Origin of the sequence: Dysgonomonas sp. HDW5B (genome assembly GCF_011299335.1) — a bacterium.
Classification (GTDB): Bacteria; Bacteroidota; Bacteroidia; order Bacteroidales; family Dysgonomonadaceae; genus Dysgonomonas_A.
This window is the reverse complement of sequence record NZ_CP049858.1, coordinates 893,960-911,165: the sequence shown is the minus strand read 5'-3', so window position 1 is coordinate 911,165 and position 17,206 is coordinate 893,960. Positions and strand designations below refer to the sequence as shown.

12 protein-coding genes are annotated in these 17,206 nt (G+C 36.2%); 8 read left to right on the top strand and 4 right to left on the bottom strand.

The features are described from left to right. Positions 1-63: 63 nt before the first annotated feature. The 3 genes from G7051_RS03640 to G7051_RS03630 form a co-directional block, all read right to left on the bottom strand. Entirely contained in the window at positions 64-1,167 is a 1,104-nt protein-coding gene (locus G7051_RS03640; protein ID WP_166111257.1) for a TlpA disulfide reductase family protein, read from the bottom strand. 79 nt (positions 1,168-1,246) lie between these two features. Further along, positions 1,247-2,350 (bottom strand): TlpA disulfide reductase family protein, encoded by a 1,104-nt coding sequence (locus G7051_RS03635; protein WP_166198616.1) that lies wholly within the window; start codon positions 2,348-2,350, stop codon positions 1,247-1,249. A gap of 326 nt (positions 2,351-2,676) precedes the next feature. Continuing rightward, entirely contained in the window at positions 2,677-3,990 is a 1,314-nt protein-coding gene (locus G7051_RS03630; protein ID WP_166198615.1) for a deoxyribodipyrimidine photo-lyase, read from the bottom strand. A gap of 163 nt (positions 3,991-4,153) precedes the next feature. Between G7051_RS03630 and G7051_RS03625 the strand changes: the two genes are divergently transcribed. From G7051_RS03625 to G7051_RS03610, 4 genes are all read left to right on the top strand, one after another. Next, complete coding sequence (locus G7051_RS03625) at positions 4,154-4,423, top strand: co-chaperone GroES (RefSeq protein WP_110310987.1); 270 nt, start codon at positions 4,154-4,156, stop codon at positions 4,421-4,423. Between the two features lie 72 nt (positions 4,424-4,495). Then, positions 4,496-6,130 carry a chaperonin GroEL gene (gene groL, locus G7051_RS03620; RefSeq protein WP_166198613.1) on the top strand — a complete coding sequence of 545 codons (1,635 nt, stop codon included), beginning with the start codon at positions 4,496-4,498 and terminating at the stop codon, positions 6,128-6,130. Between the two features lie 179 nt (positions 6,131-6,309). Beyond that, on the top strand, positions 6,310-7,218 hold the full coding sequence (locus G7051_RS03615; protein WP_166198611.1) for an NAD(P)-dependent oxidoreductase: 909 nt from the start codon (positions 6,310-6,312) through the stop codon (positions 7,216-7,218). A gap of 430 nt (positions 7,219-7,648) precedes the next feature. Beyond that, complete coding sequence (locus G7051_RS03610; RefSeq protein ID WP_166198610.1) at positions 7,649-8,056, top strand: VOC family protein; 408 nt, start codon at positions 7,649-7,651, stop codon at positions 8,054-8,056. A 254-nt stretch (positions 8,057-8,310) separates the two neighbouring features. Here G7051_RS03610 and pnp read toward each other — a convergent pair whose 3' ends face one another. Further along, positions 8,311-10,497, bottom strand: a complete 2,187-nt coding sequence (gene pnp / locus G7051_RS03605; protein ID WP_166111246.1) for a polyribonucleotide nucleotidyltransferase — start codon at positions 10,495-10,497, stop codon at positions 8,311-8,313. A gap of 225 nt (positions 10,498-10,722) precedes the next feature. On the opposite strand from pnp, the gene G7051_RS03600 reads away from it, so the two are divergent. The 4 genes from G7051_RS03600 (at position 10,723) to G7051_RS03585 (ending at position 17,190) form a co-directional block, all read left to right on the top strand. Beyond that, on the top strand, positions 10,723-11,166 hold the full coding sequence (locus G7051_RS03600) for a copper resistance protein NlpE (RefSeq protein WP_166111244.1): 444 nt from the start codon (positions 10,723-10,725) through the stop codon (positions 11,164-11,166). 382 nt (positions 11,167-11,548) lie between these two features. Beyond that, positions 11,549-12,523, top strand: coding sequence for a hypothetical protein (locus tag G7051_RS03595; RefSeq protein WP_166198609.1), 975 nt, complete (start codon positions 11,549-11,551; stop codon positions 12,521-12,523). Between the two features lie 775 nt (positions 12,524-13,298). After that, complete coding sequence (locus G7051_RS03590; RefSeq protein ID WP_166198607.1) at positions 13,299-16,853, top strand: T9SS type A sorting domain-containing protein; 3,555 nt, start codon at positions 13,299-13,301, stop codon at positions 16,851-16,853. 31 nt (positions 16,854-16,884) lie between these two features. Continuing rightward, positions 16,885-17,190 (top strand): hypothetical protein, encoded by a 306-nt coding sequence (locus tag G7051_RS03585; protein ID WP_166198606.1) that lies wholly within the window; start codon positions 16,885-16,887, stop codon positions 17,188-17,190. Positions 17,191-17,206: the final 16 nt, after the last annotated feature.

Here is a 17,206-nt window from a genome sequence, read left to right as displayed (position 1 = left end):
TATAAACAGTTCTATTTATTACACTAACCAAAGTAATAAATAGAACTGTGAGCTTAATATCGTTTATTTCAATAATTCGCTAAGCTTATTCTCAAGTTCTTGTCCTCTCAGGTTTTCGGCTACAATTGTACCATCCTTGTCGATTAATACCGTGTAAGGAATACTTGTTACATTGTATGGAGCACTCAATTGGCTTTCCCAACCTTTAAGATCAGACATTTGAGGCCATGCCATATTCAGGTTCTTGATTGCAGCAGTCCACTTGCTCTTATCATCATCTAAAGATATACCAACAATTTCGAAGCCTTTGCTTTTGTACTTTTGGTAAGCAGCTACTACGTTAGGCATCTCTTTGATACAAGGTCCACACCAAGAAGCCCAAAAGTCAACAAGAACAACTTTGCCTTTTCCTGCATATTCGGATATAGAGATTGTTTTTCCATCAGGAGTTGTACCTGTAATATCAATGAATTTTTTACCAATAAAGCTACCTTGTTGTGCTTGAGGTTGATCATCCAGACCTAACAGGTTGTTGATCAGTTTTTGATATTCAGGACTTGCTAGTTTTAATAAGTCTTGAACCTGATTGTCATCAAAAAGGTCGATAAACGAAACCAAATAAAATTCACCTATTCTATTGGATATATTCTCTTTAACGAAATCATATCCGATTGTGCTCATTTCCTTTTGTAGACCCTGCATCTCGTCTATATAGCCTTGACGTTCGTTTGGATCAGTAACTTGAGCGGCCTTCGCATCTGCAGTTTCCATCTTTTTAGCAACGACTGCCAGTTTGTCGAAAAATGCCTGACTCTTTTCATTTAAAGGTGTTCCTTTTACTTTAGGTACACTATCTATATACATTTCGATATTCCCTTTTTCGTAAACAAAAGGTATTCCGTTTGGAGTTCCCGCAGCGGCTTCCTTAACTACGATGTAAGCAACACCCACTTCAGTAGAGTCGTTAAGTTCGAAGCTAAATGCACCGTCTTTTACTATAGTAGAATCTACCGGTTGAAAAGGAGCATTAAAATCTTTCATCGTCAACAGATAAACTTGCTTCCCGTCGTTGTCCGCATTTGCAAATTTACCATTCAGCTGACTTTTCTGCGAACATGCTGATAACAAAAGTGCTATGGCAGGCAGTAAGTATAGGAATCTTTTCATGTTAATTGTTTTTTATTTTTAAAATTGTGAAATTCTTAATTTTTTTGTTGGTTGAGATATTTTGAAGTATTGAATCACCTTAGTCCAATAACTCTTGTAATTTGTTTACCAATTGAGTTCCCCTAAGGTTACTGTCAATTATTTTTCCGTCTTGATCCAGTAACAAAGTGTATGGAATACTGTCGATGCCATATAACTTGGCAGCCGCGCTTTTCCATCCTTTAAGATCCGACATCTGAGGCCATGTCATACCTAAGCGGTCTATAGTGCCTAACCATCTGCCCTGATCCTCATCCATAGATATTCCTATAATCTCAAAACCTTTGTCTTTGTATTGTTTATAAGCATCTACCACATACGGCATTTCTTTGATACAAGGTCCACACCACGATGCCCAGAAATCTATCAGAACAACTTTGTTTTTACCTACATAGTCAGACAATGCAATGTCATTACCTAATGGATCCTTTAATTTGATATCTTTATACATACCACCTGCAACTTTAAGATTCTGAGCTTCGTAATACGAAATAACCTGCTGTCCCAAATCACTGTTTCTGAACTCAGGTCTCATCAAAGATGTCAACTCTAATACTTGATCAGGGGTGAGTACCTCGAATGATGAAAGAGCAATAAATTCGCCTAAATCATTATTGATATTTTCTTTGGCGAAGTCATATCTGCTTTCTTGTAATTGTTTCATTATAGCTTGCCCTTCTTGCATCATTTTCGCTTGATTTCCTGAAGTTTGAAGCATTTGAGAATAGGTTTGAACAACACTCTCTATTTGTTTGTTCAAAGAATCCTGCAAATTAGAGAAATCTTGAAAGCGATTGTTGCGGAGAGTTCCTTTAACTTTGTTTTGTTTACCGATGGCTAGGCTAATTTCTCCAGCTTCGGCTAAGAAGAAGGCAGGCGCATAGGTTACAGGTTCTTCCGTTGATATAAACCTTAAAGCAGGCTCATTACCTTGAGTTGCTTTCGTAAATTCAAATCTGTTACCCATAACAATTGTACTATCAATATTCGTGAAGCCATTTCTGGTATCATTCAACTGTTGCAGGTATACTTTTTTACCGTTATATTGATTATCCTCAATACTACCTTTGATTGTATAAGTATTGTTTTGAGCACACAGGGCTGATGAAATAAATAAAAATAAGCCTAATACTTTTCTGTACATAAATGATTTTATATTAAGGTCTCAGACCTTTTGATTATTCTGACAGGCAAAGGTGATACGCACTATTATAACTGAATACTAACATAAAGTGTTCACCTTTACTCAATTTAACAACAAAAGTATAGAAAGTATTTGATTCGTAAGGTGAACCATGTATATTTTAAGTAATCTTAGTTTTATTAGCCCATAAATAAGTGAAAGAAAGTATTTAATGACATTTTTGTTAGTAGGGGCAGACCTATGCGTCTGTCCCAAATAGGTGAAGACATAGGTTTACCCCTATTAAAGCAATAAATAGGTCGGATACCTGAAGTAAAGAGATACATTTATTTATTTAAAGCATCATCGTATACCTTAAGCACTCTTTTTCGTGCAAATTCATGATTTACAATCGGTGGAATATAAGTTAATGGATCAAATCCGGGAATCCATTTTTTGATATAGTCCAAACGTTTGTCAAATCTCTCGGTTTGCAGTTGAGGATTGAATATCCTGAAATACGGACCAGCATCACAACCACTGCTGGCTGCCCATTGCCATCCTCCATTATTAGAAGCGAAATCAAAGTCGAGCAGTTTATTGGCAAAGTAAGCTTCGCCCCATCTCCAGTCGATCAGTAAATGTTTGATGAGAAACGAAGCCGTAATCATTCGTACGCGGTTATGCATAAATCCTGTTTCGTTCAGTTGCCTCATTCCGGCATCAACAATCGGGTAGCCGGTTTTTCCGTCACACCAAGCTTTAAACTCGGTCTCGTTATTTCTCCAGACTATGTTGTCGAATTTGGGTTTAAAAGCTTTGCTCTCACAGATATGAGGAAAGTGCCAGGTTATAGCCTGATAAAACTCGCGCCAAATAAGCTCATTCAGAAAAGTTTCGTTCAAAGCCTGTGCTTGAGTTACTAATTTACGTATGCTGATTGTTCCGAATCGTAAATGAATACCTAGTCGTGAAGTACCTTCTATCGACGGATAATCTCTCTGTTGACTATAATTAGATAGCAACTCATTACTAACCTCTGCTGAAGGAAAGCTGACTCCTCTTTTTTTAGTAAAGCCTAAGTCTGACAAACTGGGTATGTAATCGTTTTCGAATGAGTAGAAATTCGAGAAGAGGCTTTTAGTGTCAAACGACTCTAAATGTTCGGCGCGAAGTTTTTGTTTCCATCGCTTCGAATAAGGAGTGAAAATCGTATAAGGGGTTTTATCATCTTTCAGAATATCGTCTTTACTGAAGATAACCTGATCCTTGAATGTTTCAAAAGTAATGCCTTTTTCTTTTAGTAACTCTTCTATTTTACGATCTCTCGTTCGAGCCGAAAGCTCATAATCTTCATTCGTATAAACTGCTTTTATAGAATATTTCCGGCATAACTTTTCAAAAAAGGCTTCCGGAGTAGAATGTCCTATTTCTATCGAACTTCCGTGAATACTTAACTCCTTTAGTAAGACTTGTAACTGTTGATGAATAAATTCAACTTGTGCATTCTCTGCCGTTTTAAACTGTTTAAGAATGTCTGTATCGAAAATAAAAACAGGCATAATGCGATAACCGCTATTTAAAGCATGGAAAAGTCCTGCATTATCATCGAGCCTTAAGTCTCTTCGGAACCAGAAAATCGCAATCGGGTCAGATTTCATATAAGTAATTTATGTCTAATTATTGTAAAACGACATCTTGTCGTTTTGAATAGAATGTCTCTCTGTCTTTTTGGCAGTTTGTCTTTTTGGCACAGATTTAGCTATAGAACAACTGAGAATATCAATATCAAATATAACAAACAAATAATAAAAAACTAGAATTATGAGTATTAAACCTTTAGCAGATAGAGTGCTTGTTAAGCCAGCTGCGGCAGAAGAAAAAACTGTAGGAGGAATCATTATTCCTGATACCGCAAAAGAAAAACCATTGAAAGGCGAAGTTGTTGCCGTAGGTAACGGAACAAAAGATGAAGAGATGGTATTAAAAGCAGGAGATCAGGTACTTTATGGTAAATATGCCGGTACTGAAATCGAATTGGAAGGCGAAAATTTTCTGATCATGCGTCAGTCTGATGTACTTGCTATTATTTAAGTATTCCAAGTAATAATGAAAAGGTCTGAAACCTTAAATTTATCTCTAACGTTTTAAAGAATTAGAAAAATCATGGCTAAAGAAATTAAATTTAATATTGATGCTCGCGACGAATTGAAAAAAGGCGTCGATGCATTGGCAAATGCAGTAAAAGTAACCTTAGGTCCAAAAGGTCGTAATGTAATTATAGAAAAAAAATTCGGTGCACCACATATCACTAAAGACGGTGTAACTGTAGCGAAAGAAGTAGAATTGGAATGCCCATTCCAAAACATGGGAGCTCAACTTGTAAAAGAAGTAGCTTCTAAAACTAACGATGATGCAGGTGATGGAACAACTACTGCAACTGTATTGGCTCAATCGATCATCAGCGTAGGTTTGAAAAACGTAACAGCAGGTGCTAACCCAATGGATTTGAAACGTGGTATCGACAAAGCTGTTGCTAAAGTTGTTGCTAATCTTAAAACACAATCGGTAGCTATTGGTGACGATTTACAAAAAATAGAAAACGTAGCTAAAATCTCTGCAAATGGAGATGAAACAATCGGTAAGCTGATTGCTGAGGCTATGGGTAAAGTGAAAAAAGAAGGCGTAATCACTGTAGAAGAAGCTAAAGGTACTGAAACTTACGTAGATGTAGTAGAAGGTATGCAATTCGACAGAGGTTATATATCTCCATATTTTGTGACAGATACTGAAAAAATGGAAGCTGATCTAGAGAATCCATACGTTCTTATCTATGACAAGAAGATTTCGGTATTGAAAGATATTCTGCCAATACTTGAAAAAACAGTTCAATCAGGACGTCCTCTATTGATTATTGCAGAAGACATCGATTCTGAAGCATTAACTACTCTTGTGGTTAACCGTCTTCGTGGCTCGTTGAAAATTGCAGCAGTAAAAGCTCCCGGATTTGGTGACCGTCGTAAGGAAATGTTGGAAGACATTGCAGTTCTTACAGGTGGTGTAGTTATCTCAGAAGAAAAAGGTATCAAATTAGATGCAGCTACTATCGAAATGCTTGGTACTGCAGATAAAATTACTATCAACAAGGACAATACTACAATCGTAAACGGTGCAGGAGATAAAGCTGCTATCGCTTCACGTGTAGGTCAGATCAAAACTCAAATCGAAAAAACAACTTCGGATTACGATCGCGAAAAACTTCAAGAACGTCTTGCTAAATTAGCAGGTGGTGTTGCAGTTCTTTACGTAGGTGCTCCATCGGAAGTTGAAATGAAAGAGAAAAAAGACCGTGTAGACGATGCTCTTTCTGCAACTCGTGCTGCTATCGAAGAAGGTACAGTACCCGGAGGTGGTGTTGCATATATTCGTGCAATTGAATCTCTTGATGGTTTGAAAGGCGAAAATGAAGACGAAGCTACAGGTATCGAAATCATCAAACGTGCTATCGAAGAACCACTTCGTCAGATTGTAAACAACTGCGGAAGAGAAGGTGCAGTAGTAGTACAAAAAGTACGCGAAGGAAAAGGTAACTACGGATACAATGCTCGTCTTGATATTTATGAAGACTTAGTAGCATCAGGAGTTATCGACCCTGCTAAAGTAGCTCGTGTAGCACTAGAGAATGCTGCATCTATTGCAGGTATGTTCTTAACTACAGAGTGTATTATCGCAGATAAAAAAGAAGAAAATGCAGGACCAGCTATGCCTCCTATGGGTGGCGGAATGGGTGGAATGATGTAATAAATCATTCGCTGTAATAAACAATTAATGATAGAAAACGCTTTCGGAATTTTCCGAAAGCGTTTTTGCATTATGTGTGTATAGGTCATTTTAGGTAAATTGGATTTTATTAGGTATGTTTGAATTTTACTGTGACTAATCGAAATAAATAGGTTTGTGACCTTTAAAATAATCTTTCTATGAAATTTCAAAAAATAACGATGATCGATGCTTGTCGTTTAACCGAAAATGCAATTCCAGAAATCCAGAAGCTATCTAACGATCCTTTGAAGTTATATTGGAGCTATCCTTCATCAGAAGAAGAGGTGATAGAACGAGTTGGTGATAGTGATTGTGTTCTGGTGAGTTTCCAAACTCGACTTACTCCCCGAATTATAAACGCTGCCCCTAATCTGAAATATATCGGCATGTGTTGTAGCCTTTTCAGTGAAGAGACTTCGAGTGTTGATATTCCTGCCTCACGAGAACGGGGAATCGTAGTAAAGGGCGTGAAAGACTATGGAGATGAAGGTGTTGTTGAATTTATCTTTAGTCAATTGATTAATTTAGGCAAAGGATATGGTAAATATCAATGGAAGGAAGAACCTTGCGAGCTTGGAGGAAAGAGCATAGGTATAATCGGTATGGGTACTCTTGGTAAGATGGTTGCTGTTGCGGCTCGCTCATTTGGAATGAAAGTCTACTATTACAGTAAAACACGTAAACCCGATGAGGAGGCTAAAGGCTCAAAGTTTTTACCCCTTAAAGATTTAATGGCTACTTGCGATGCAGTTACCATTCATTTGCCCCGCTATACGGTTTTGGTCAATGAAGAAGAATTTGCCTGCAAAAAGAAAAATTCGGTATTTATCAATACCTCTTTTGGTCCTCTGTTTGATAAAGAAGCTTTTGTAAAGTCGATGAATGCAGATAAAACATCTTTTGCCTTCTTTGATGCGGATGGGGCAGGAGTGTATTATAAAGAATTTTCGGAAATGGAAAATATTGTACTTTATGATAAGTCGGCAGGATTTACACGAGAATCAAAAGAAAGATTATCTCAAAAAGCAATAGAGAATATGATTTCTTTTCTAAAAGAAGGAAAATGAGGTTTTAGCTATATGCTACATCTATCTCGGTGTAATTTATTGGTTGTTAATGGGTTTTTGTGAAAAAAAAGATGTACAGTTTGTTTTCTATAACAGTCATAATATCACTATAGATCTTTCTGTCGAATTTATGAAAAACATAAGAGACTACATATCATTGTATCGAAATTTAGGTTGTTAGATAAATAAATAAAGAATATGTTATATGTTGATTATTAATATGAACATTGAACTTTTTATTCTGTAGATAAGTTAAGAATCATTTTTTTGCAAAACAATATTCTCTTTGGCATGTTTTAAAAGTTATCATATACTCTTCTCTGTTTTTTATTAACATCCACCTTTTACAGAATCAGATGTTTTTATAGTCTATATGATCCGGTCGCAGAAGATGCGATCGGAAATATTTAATTTATAATACCCAACAACAATGAAAAATCTAACTCCTTATCTGATTATTTACAATAAGTGCGAGGAAGCCCTTTTATTTTATAAAGACTGTTTTGATGGCGAAATATCTTTCAAACAGACGTATGCAGAGGCAGAGAAGTATAATGTTTCAGAACCATTCAAAGACAAAATAGCACATGCCGAATTTATAGCAGAAGGAATTAAGTTCTATGCATCAGATGGTTTTGAGAATCAGAATACAACAATAGGTGATAATATAGCAATGACAGTATCGTTCGATAATGAAAAAGAACAAAAGTCTGTCTTTGATAAATTAAAGATTGGCGGAAGTGTAACTATGGACTTTGCCGAAACCTCAGCAGATTCTATATTGGTTACATTAATTGATAAGTATGGAATCCATTGGTATCTGAATTATGATAACTAATATAGCTTTATTGTAAAAATATTAAGTGGATTTAATTGCCATTATATAGTATTAACTCCTACATGTTTTTTTACATAAGAATAAGCTATCTTGCTAAAAAAGGTTTATTCAGGGACGTATTTTAATATATACTCCGAATTAGTAAACCTTTATAAATGTCTTAAAATCTAATAATTAGTCACATGCTGCTGTGTGTAAAAAAGGCTATTCCATTTGGAATAGCCTTTTTTTATATAATAAGAATTTATATTCTATTATTCAGCAGCAGGAGCTTCTGTTTGAGGAGCTTCGCCATCTTTTTTCACCACAGGTCTGTCAGGACGAGGAGGGCGAGGAAGAAGAGCTTTACGAGATAGTTTGATTTTGCCTGTTTTAGCATCCACATCTACCAGTTTTACTTCAATCATATCACCTTCTTTAAGACCCGATTCTTCGATAGTTTCAACACGATCCCATGATAGTTCAGAGATGTGAAGTAAACCGTCTTTTCCGGGTAAGAATTCGCAGAAAGCACCGTATGGCATTATCGAGCGAACTTTTGCAGTGTATACTTCTCCTATTTCAGGAACAGTAACAATACCTTTGATTCTAGCCATCGCAGCATCAATAGAAGCTTTGTTGGTTGCAGATATTTCTACACGTCCTTGATTATCGATCTCTTCAATAGTTACAGTAGCACCTGTTTCTTCTTGAATACCTTGTATGATTTTTCCACCCGGTCCGATAACAGCGCCGATAAATTCTTTAGCGATCATTATTATCTCGATACGTGGAGCATTTGGTTTAAGATCTTCTCTAGGTCCCGATAGAGTTTCCAATACCTTACCTAAGATGTGTAAACGACCTTCACGAGCTTGGTTTAATGCTTTCTCCAAGATTTCGAAAGACAAACCGTCTACCTTTATATCCATTTGAGTAGCAGTGATACCATCTTTAGTTCCACAAACTTTAAAGTCCATGTCACCCAAGTGATCTTCGTCTCCTAAGATGTCAGAAAGTACGGCAAAGTTAGTTCCTTTGTTTTCAGAGATAAGTCCCATTGCGATACCTGTTACAGGTTTCTTAATATTTACCCCTGCATCCATCAGAGCCAAAGTTCCGGCACAAACAGTTGCCATTGAAGATGATCCGTTAGATTCCAAAATGTCAGATACTATACGTATTACATATGGATAATTTGCAGGAATCATTGGTTTCAAAGCACGGTGAGCCAAGTTTCCGTGACCAATTTCGCGACGACCTACTCCTCTTTGTGGACGAGCTTCACCTGTCGAAAATGGAGGAAAGTTATAATGTAATAAGAAACGTTCTTTACCGTTGAATAAAACATCATCGATAATTTTCTCGTCTAATTTTGTACCTAATGTAACAGTTGTCAATGACTGAGTTTCTCCACGAGTGAAAACTGCCGATCCGTGAGCTCCGGGTAGATAATCTACTTCTGACCAGATAGGGCGGATTTCAGTAGTTGAACGACCATCCAGACGTTTTCCTTCATCAAGGATAGAACGACGCATAGCTTCTTTCTCAACGTCGTGATAATAACGAGAGATCAATGCTCCTTTTTCAGCTAATTCTTCTGGAGTTAAAGCAGCTTTGTATTCATCTACGATTGCTTTGAAATTAGCAATACGCTCGTGTTTGTTTGTGTTACATGATGCAGCAATTACATATGCTTTATCATAACATTTATCCCAAACATCTTTGCGTAGGTCTTCGTCATTTACTTCATGACAGTATTCTCTTTTTACAGTTGTTCCGCAAAGCTCCATCAATTCGATCTGAGCCTGGCACTGTACTTTAATAGCTTCGTGTGCAACTTTGATAGCTTCAAGCATTTCTGCTTCCGAAACTTCTTTCATTTCACCTTCTACCATCATTATATTGTCGATAGTGGCACCAACCATGATGTCCATATCTGCTTGCGCTAATTGTTGGAATGTAGGATTTACTACAAATTTGCCATCAATACGACCAACTCTCACTTCAGATATAGGTCCATTGAAAGGAATATCCGATACAGCAAGAGCTGCAGAAGCTGCAAGTCCGGCTAATGCATCAGGCATATCTATACCGTCTGAAGAAAACATGGTTATAGTAACAAATACTTCAGCGTGATAATTATCAGGGAATAGAGGACGTAGTACTCGGTCGACTATTCGGCATACTAGAATTTCAGAATCTGAAGCACGTCCCTCTCGTCGAAGGAAGCCTCCGGGATAACGGCCTGCCGCAGCAAACTTCTCTTTATATTCAACTTGCAAAGGCATAAAGTCTACACCTGGATTTGCATCTTTTGCGGCACATACTGTTGCCAATAACATGGTGTCACCCATTCTTAGCATTACAGATCCATCTGCCTGTTTTGCTAGTTTTCCTGTTTCTAAGGTGATAGACCTTCCATCACCTAAATCGATACTTTTTGTAATCGGTTTAATCATAATTCTTTTTTACTTCTTAAAATCGCATAAAGTTACTCAAAGTTTTTTAATTATTGTGCTGCCAAATAGATTAAAGACAGCTTGATATATAAAAGTTCGTTCTGAAATGTGTTTTTTGAAAATTTATATATATACTTGTTAAGTTTTTCAGATCCGGTAAACTTTTTTAGTTCCCCGTCTGTTTACTCTAGTCGCAAGCATAAAGTTTTTTAAATATTATATTATATGAAAAAGGGAATAGTTTTAATATTTGCATTAGCCTTATTTAGTTGTAACAATAAACCTAAAGAAGGACCCGCTGATGGTGCGGTGTTGGAAGGAGCTGATACTGTAACGGTAGTGGCAGACGAGCACAATGCTATGAATTCATTGGATTATAAAGGTGTATATAAAGGAGTATTGCCTACTGCTTCGGGAAGCGGTATGGATGTAATGATCGAATTATCTGATAGTACTTACAATAAGAAGATACTTTATGTTGGTAAGGGAGATAAAGCTATTTATACGAAAGGAGCTTATTCGTGGAATAAAGAAGGTAATACGATCACCTTAGAAGGTGAAGATAAACCGAATCAATATTTTGTAGGAGAGAATACCTTGACACAATTAGATATTGATGGTAATAAAATAAAAGGTGAAATTGAAGAGGATTATATCCTGAGAAAATAAGGGAAAGAAATAAAAAAAGAGAGACGCCTAATTACGATTAGGTGTCTCTCTTTTTTTATTTATGAAATTTTTATTTCATGGGTTTATTCTGATATTTAGGAGAGATAAAACAAAATATATCTTCAGGTATCTATTTTTGTTAAGTTTTCTTGAACATATTCTTAGTATTGTCTGTTTCTATGTCGATGTGTGATTAATAAATACCAGCATCTAATAGGGGAACAACATTTGAGTCAATTATTTTAAGTGAAGAAAGATTTAATGGGGTGGGGCTATTTTGTAGAATCGTATTTAGGAAAGAAGGAATATTTTCTTTTTTTCTCGAGGAGATAAATGCTCATCCATTAGAATTTATTTATATTATTCGTTATTTATTTAGTTTATGAAAGACAAATACAATCTTAATGAGCAAGTTGTTTCTGTGATAAAAAGCTCGATACCTCCGGGAAGTAATATGATCAGTGAATTGATGGAATTACTCCCTATTGGTAGAGAAGCTATTTATCGACGATTGAGAGGTGAAGTTCCTTTTACATTTGAAGAAATAGCGAAAGTATCTCTAAAGATGGGTTTTTCATTAGATGCAATTGTGGGAGTTAAAAATCATGAACGAGCAGTTTTTGATCTTAATGTATTAGATCTGGATAATCTTAATGACGATTACTGTAGTAGAGTAAATGAGTATGTTGAGTTTTTCCGAAAATTACGTATTCAAAAAAATGTAAGAGCCCGCTTTGCATTTAGCACCTTGCCTTATTCTTTTTATTTGCCTTTTGAGAACTTGTCTAGATTTCGTCTTTATCGGTGGTATTACCAGGTTAATAAATCACAATCGTCAATATCTTTCTCCGAAATTATAATGTCTGAAGAGGCATTACAAGCTCATCGTAACTTTATTCTAGAAAGTCGCAGTATACAAAGAGCAGTGTATATACTTGATCGCGAAATATTCAACTCTATAATAAAAGATATAAATTATTTTTTCAAGTTAAGCCTTATAACAGTCGAAGAACTGGAGCTGTTAAAGAATGAGTTGTTAGAGTTAATAAGTGAGTTGGAAACTTTGGCAATATCGGGAGTCTATAAAAACGGAACAAAGGTCGCTCTCTATTTGGCCAATGTTGATTTGGAAGCTTCTCATTCTCATTTTGAATCTGAAACAATAGGAGTATCTCATCTTAGGGTGTTAGCTATTAATGGGTTGGATTCTCAAAGCTCTAGGATATCGGATGTTCAGAAAGAGTGGATTGACTCTCTGAAACGATGCTCCACATTAATAACACAAAGTGGAGAGGTAGATCGTTTTGCTTTTTTCAGAAAACAACGAACGGCAGTCTCGCTTATCGGACGTGATTAACTTTTTGTTTAATTTCTCCTTTTTTTATAATTAAAATATATTTCTTGAATATTAGTGATTATTGCAGACGATACTCTGTTTTGTCATTTTTAGAGTCTTTTGTTAATGATTTGTGTCTTTTTAAGTGTATGTTTTTCTGGAATACTCTTTTTTCATAAATAATTACTCACATTATTGCGAAATTGGTCGCTATAAACATAGTAGAAACACTAAAGATAGTATTGAGTTGCGATAATTTATATATAATTTTACTCCCTGAAAAGTAATAAATCAAACTTATGTTATTAAAAATAGAAAGATGTAAGGAGACAAGCATCTTTTGGGTAAATGTAAAATCTTTAACCAAAAAAATGTTATTGAGAAACACAAACTATTTAGGTTTTAGGACGTGAATGATTATTAAGGGTTTTAAACTGCCGGGAATCAGTTAAGGCAGCTTATATAGAATAGGTAGTAGGAAAGGGAAATTATTATATATCAACAAAATTTGAATTTGCAATATGTTACTTGAAGTAAAAGACCGCTTAAATTAGATTCTTCAAAATTATTTATTGAGTAAATAGAATGTCAATGTTAATTTATTAATGTTGAGTGCTTTTTCTATGTCTTGCTGAGCCAGGTTGGGGTGTTTTTGACCCTATTATGGTTTGGTTATCAGGTCTCTTGTGTTAATTTTTTCGGAATTAACGTCTGTAAGCTAAAAATGATGTAATAACTGCTAAAATCATAGTGTTTTGTGTCTTAAAAGACAAGTGATACCAATAAAATAAATTTTATGAAAATAGAGAAAACTACAAAAATGACTATTAACAAATGCTCTTTTTTCGCTTATTTCTTTACATTCTTTACATTTTTTGCTTCGGCTCAAGTATATGGACCGGAAAAAGTTCTACGAGGAACATTTGAAACTGTTGATTCACAAGGAAAAAATGGAGATGGTGGAGTTGGTGAGAATATTTACCCATTACTGGATGCTTCTAAATTGGGAGTTTATTACCAGCCTGCACAAACAGTTTTTTACAATAATAGCTTAAAAGAAGTTGCGATTAATCCCAAAGTAACTATCGGACGGCCTTTGACTGCAACTGCAGGTTCTACAACTTCCTATAAATGGGGGCTGACCGAAAACTGGTATTCGGGTTTTGCAAATACTTTACCTGATAAATCTAAGAGTAATTCATGGCAGATTGTACCTCATGCTCCAAATAACGGATATTATGTTGTGGCTACTTCTACTAATGGAATGTATAATCTACCGTCATTGAGTGATAAGGCTTGGCCTGTAGTGTTGTATGATCGTTATGAGACCGACTTTACTACTCCTCGCAATTATTTTATGGTTGTAAATGCTGACCAAGATCCTACAAAAATATTTTATAGTCAGGCGGTTGAGGTTGAGTCGGGGCAGGCATATCGTATGGGATTGGATTTGGCTCAACTGAATGGTACCGGTATAGCTCCCTCTGTAGCTCTGGTTATAAATAGTGATCCGACAAAGCTTTCAACCGTGAAAGCTACCAAAACAATAACTATGTCGAAAGTGGGAGTATGGGAGAATACCTATTTCGACTATGTTGTTCCCTGCGGAGTGAATAAGGTATATATAGCATTCCGAAATAATGTAAATGGAGGTAATGGTAATGATCTTGCACTGGATAATTTGAGTATGAAGTCTATTATTCCACAGATTAAAACTTTATCTAAAGATTGTACTAAATGTACTTATACGTTAACTGTGTCTACTCCCGACGCTTTTCCCGATGCCTCTTATCTATTCCAGTGGCAAAAGAAAAACGGGAATACTTTTAGTGATATTTCTGGAGCTACCAAAAATACTTATACAGCCAGTGCAGCAGGAGTCTATCGACTTTCGGTGTATACTAAAACTACGAAAAATTGTCGTATGTACTCTAATGAAATAACCCTTACCAAGATTTCTAATTGCTTGGAAGTGGTTGTTCCCGTAGCCAAAGATGATAGCTATACAGTATTGGCAGCAACTGATCTTGAGGGTAATATTATCACGAATGATGCTCCCGGCAATACAGGAGCTTCATTAAAGGTTGTGGAATATGAAGTGAACGGTATTAAATATGCAGCAGGAACAACGGCTAAGATTAATAAAAATAACGTATTAGTCGGAACAATAACACTAAATCAGGATGGAACTTTTCTTTTCAGATCGGTACCTGGATTAACCGCACCTTTCACTGTTCCTGATATAACTTATGTTATTGCTGAGTCATCTGCAGGGCAAGCATCGGCTAAAGTGAAAATAACTATCATCGCAAAAGTTGTTACTTCTATCACTGTTTCTTCTGATGCATCATGTACTTTATGTCCTATTAAAGTTTCGATGTCGGGTACAGGTATGTCGGAAGGTACAAACTACTCATTGTATAGAGGTACGGTTAAGAAAGGAACTTTCAATACAGCATATAAACTCGAATTTACAGAGAGTACTTCCGGCACTTTCACATATGCAATTAAAGATGAAACCGGAAATGAAGTGAAAACTTTCAGTATGACCGTACATCCTGCTGCTGCAACATGGAAAATAAACTCTACTACAACAGAATGGGCTGATTCAACAAATTGGGAATCATCAACGGGTAAAGGAGCTCCTATCTGGTGTACGGACGTAACCATATCTGAAGATGCATCCACCTATCCCGTGTTGAAAGTCGGAGATGCATGCCGGGATATAACCTTTAAAAATGGTGCCAGTGTTGGGCAGATACAATTACTTCTCTATAGAAAAGCTTTTGTTGAGTTAACTCCCGATCGTAACAGATGGTATATGTTATCTGATCCGTTACGATATATGTATTCAGCCGATTATCATGGCGACATGAGTTGGCCCAATGCAGTATCTCCTAAAATATTTATGATGTACTTCAATGTTGGTAATAGCCAAAATCCGGATGGAAGAACAGGATATGTGGTGGGTGATTTTTCTACTCCTTTCTCAAAATTAGAAGAAAATCTACCTACGGCGAAAGGTTTTGCATTGTGGGTTAATGGAAAAGCTAATGGAATGAATTATGCTGATACAAACTTTCCAACAGGAACTCCTTATAAATTTCCTCGTCGTTTAGTTGATGGTCGTGATGTCACTTATAGCTATCACGATAAAACCAGCGGAGCTTGGTTGACTCAGGTAGCGCCTCTTAATCGGGGAGACGAAGCCAGTATACCTAACGATTCGGTGTGGACTGTCGGTCATAATAACCTTACCAATAAACAAAAAGATAACAGATATCGGTTTGTTTTTGAAGAATCCTACTCCAATGGAGTTTCTACAGTAGGTGTAGCAGCAGGAACTACTAATATTGTGGGTAACCCGTTTATGTCGCATATCGACTTTGCGAAGTTTGCAGAAGATAATGCCGATAATATGTATGGTTATTACAGAATATGGGATGGAAGTAAGTTTTATGCCTACATAAGTAGTGGAAGTAGTGAAGTGTGGAGCGGTTTGGGAGGCTTATCTTCTGAAACGACAGCCGAAAGTTTATCACAATTTATTCCTCCTATGCAGTCGTTTTTTGTAGAAACGAAACCCGGCAAAAAAAGTTTGGTATTTAAACCTCAAAATATATCGGTAGCAAAAGCCGGTGCCGGTGTTGAACTCAGGTCTTCAAATCAAGTTCTTGCAGATGTTCTTTATTTAGGGCTGAATTTCAATAAGATTCAAAGTAAGACAATATTAGCAGCACGTAAGGGAGCTTCATTGAAGTATATAGCAGGGGAAGATATCCGGAAAATGTTTTCACCCGGAACTGATGTGCCCGAAATATATACCATTGCAAATGAAACCGAAGCACTGGAAATTAATCTTTTTGGTAATAGCGATCAAAGTATCACTATCCCGATCGGTATCCGTACTTCTAAAACCGGAACAGCAACAATCACCATCAAAGGAATAGAGGCTTTTGCTGCATATTCCGATGTTATATTAATAGATAAATTACAAAAGAAAGAGTATGATTTACGAAAAACATCATCTGTATCATTTGACAAAACATCAAGTAAAAACTTGGAGGATCGTTTCTCCATCCAATTGACAGCTAAATCGACATCCGGTATTGAGGATGAAACTTCTGACGGCGAAATAACTATAACATCAGCAAACGGTATCCGGATAGAATCAGCTCATTTTGAGTTGGAAAGAGTCGAATTATTTGATGTGATGGGGCGTATGGTATTTCGAAAAGACAAAATTCATAATACTACTTATTTGATTGACGAGGGCGTATTGGAGAAAGGCTTCTATTTATTGAAAGCCGATACATCGCAAGGGTCAAAATCCTTTAAGATAATTCTCTAAACCGAAATAAAGAAATCAAATAATAAAAGTTATGACTACATCTGATTATACAAATAGTTTGGATCCAAATGTATCTGAATCAACATCAACTCCATTTAATAATGAGTTGCCATCTTCATCAACATTGGAAACAATAGAACAAAAGACAAGTGATGCCAATACAACAGTCTATGCAGGATATAATCCGAATGATGATAACGATGCTCCAGAGTTGGGAGCTGTCGGGGCACCCATCGGAGACTTCTGGGCACCATTGTTTTTATTCATTGTATTCTATACTATTCGTACTTTGAACAAAGAGAGAAAAATGACTAAAAGGCTTTATGTAAGTCAGTGATAAGCAAAAGAAAAAT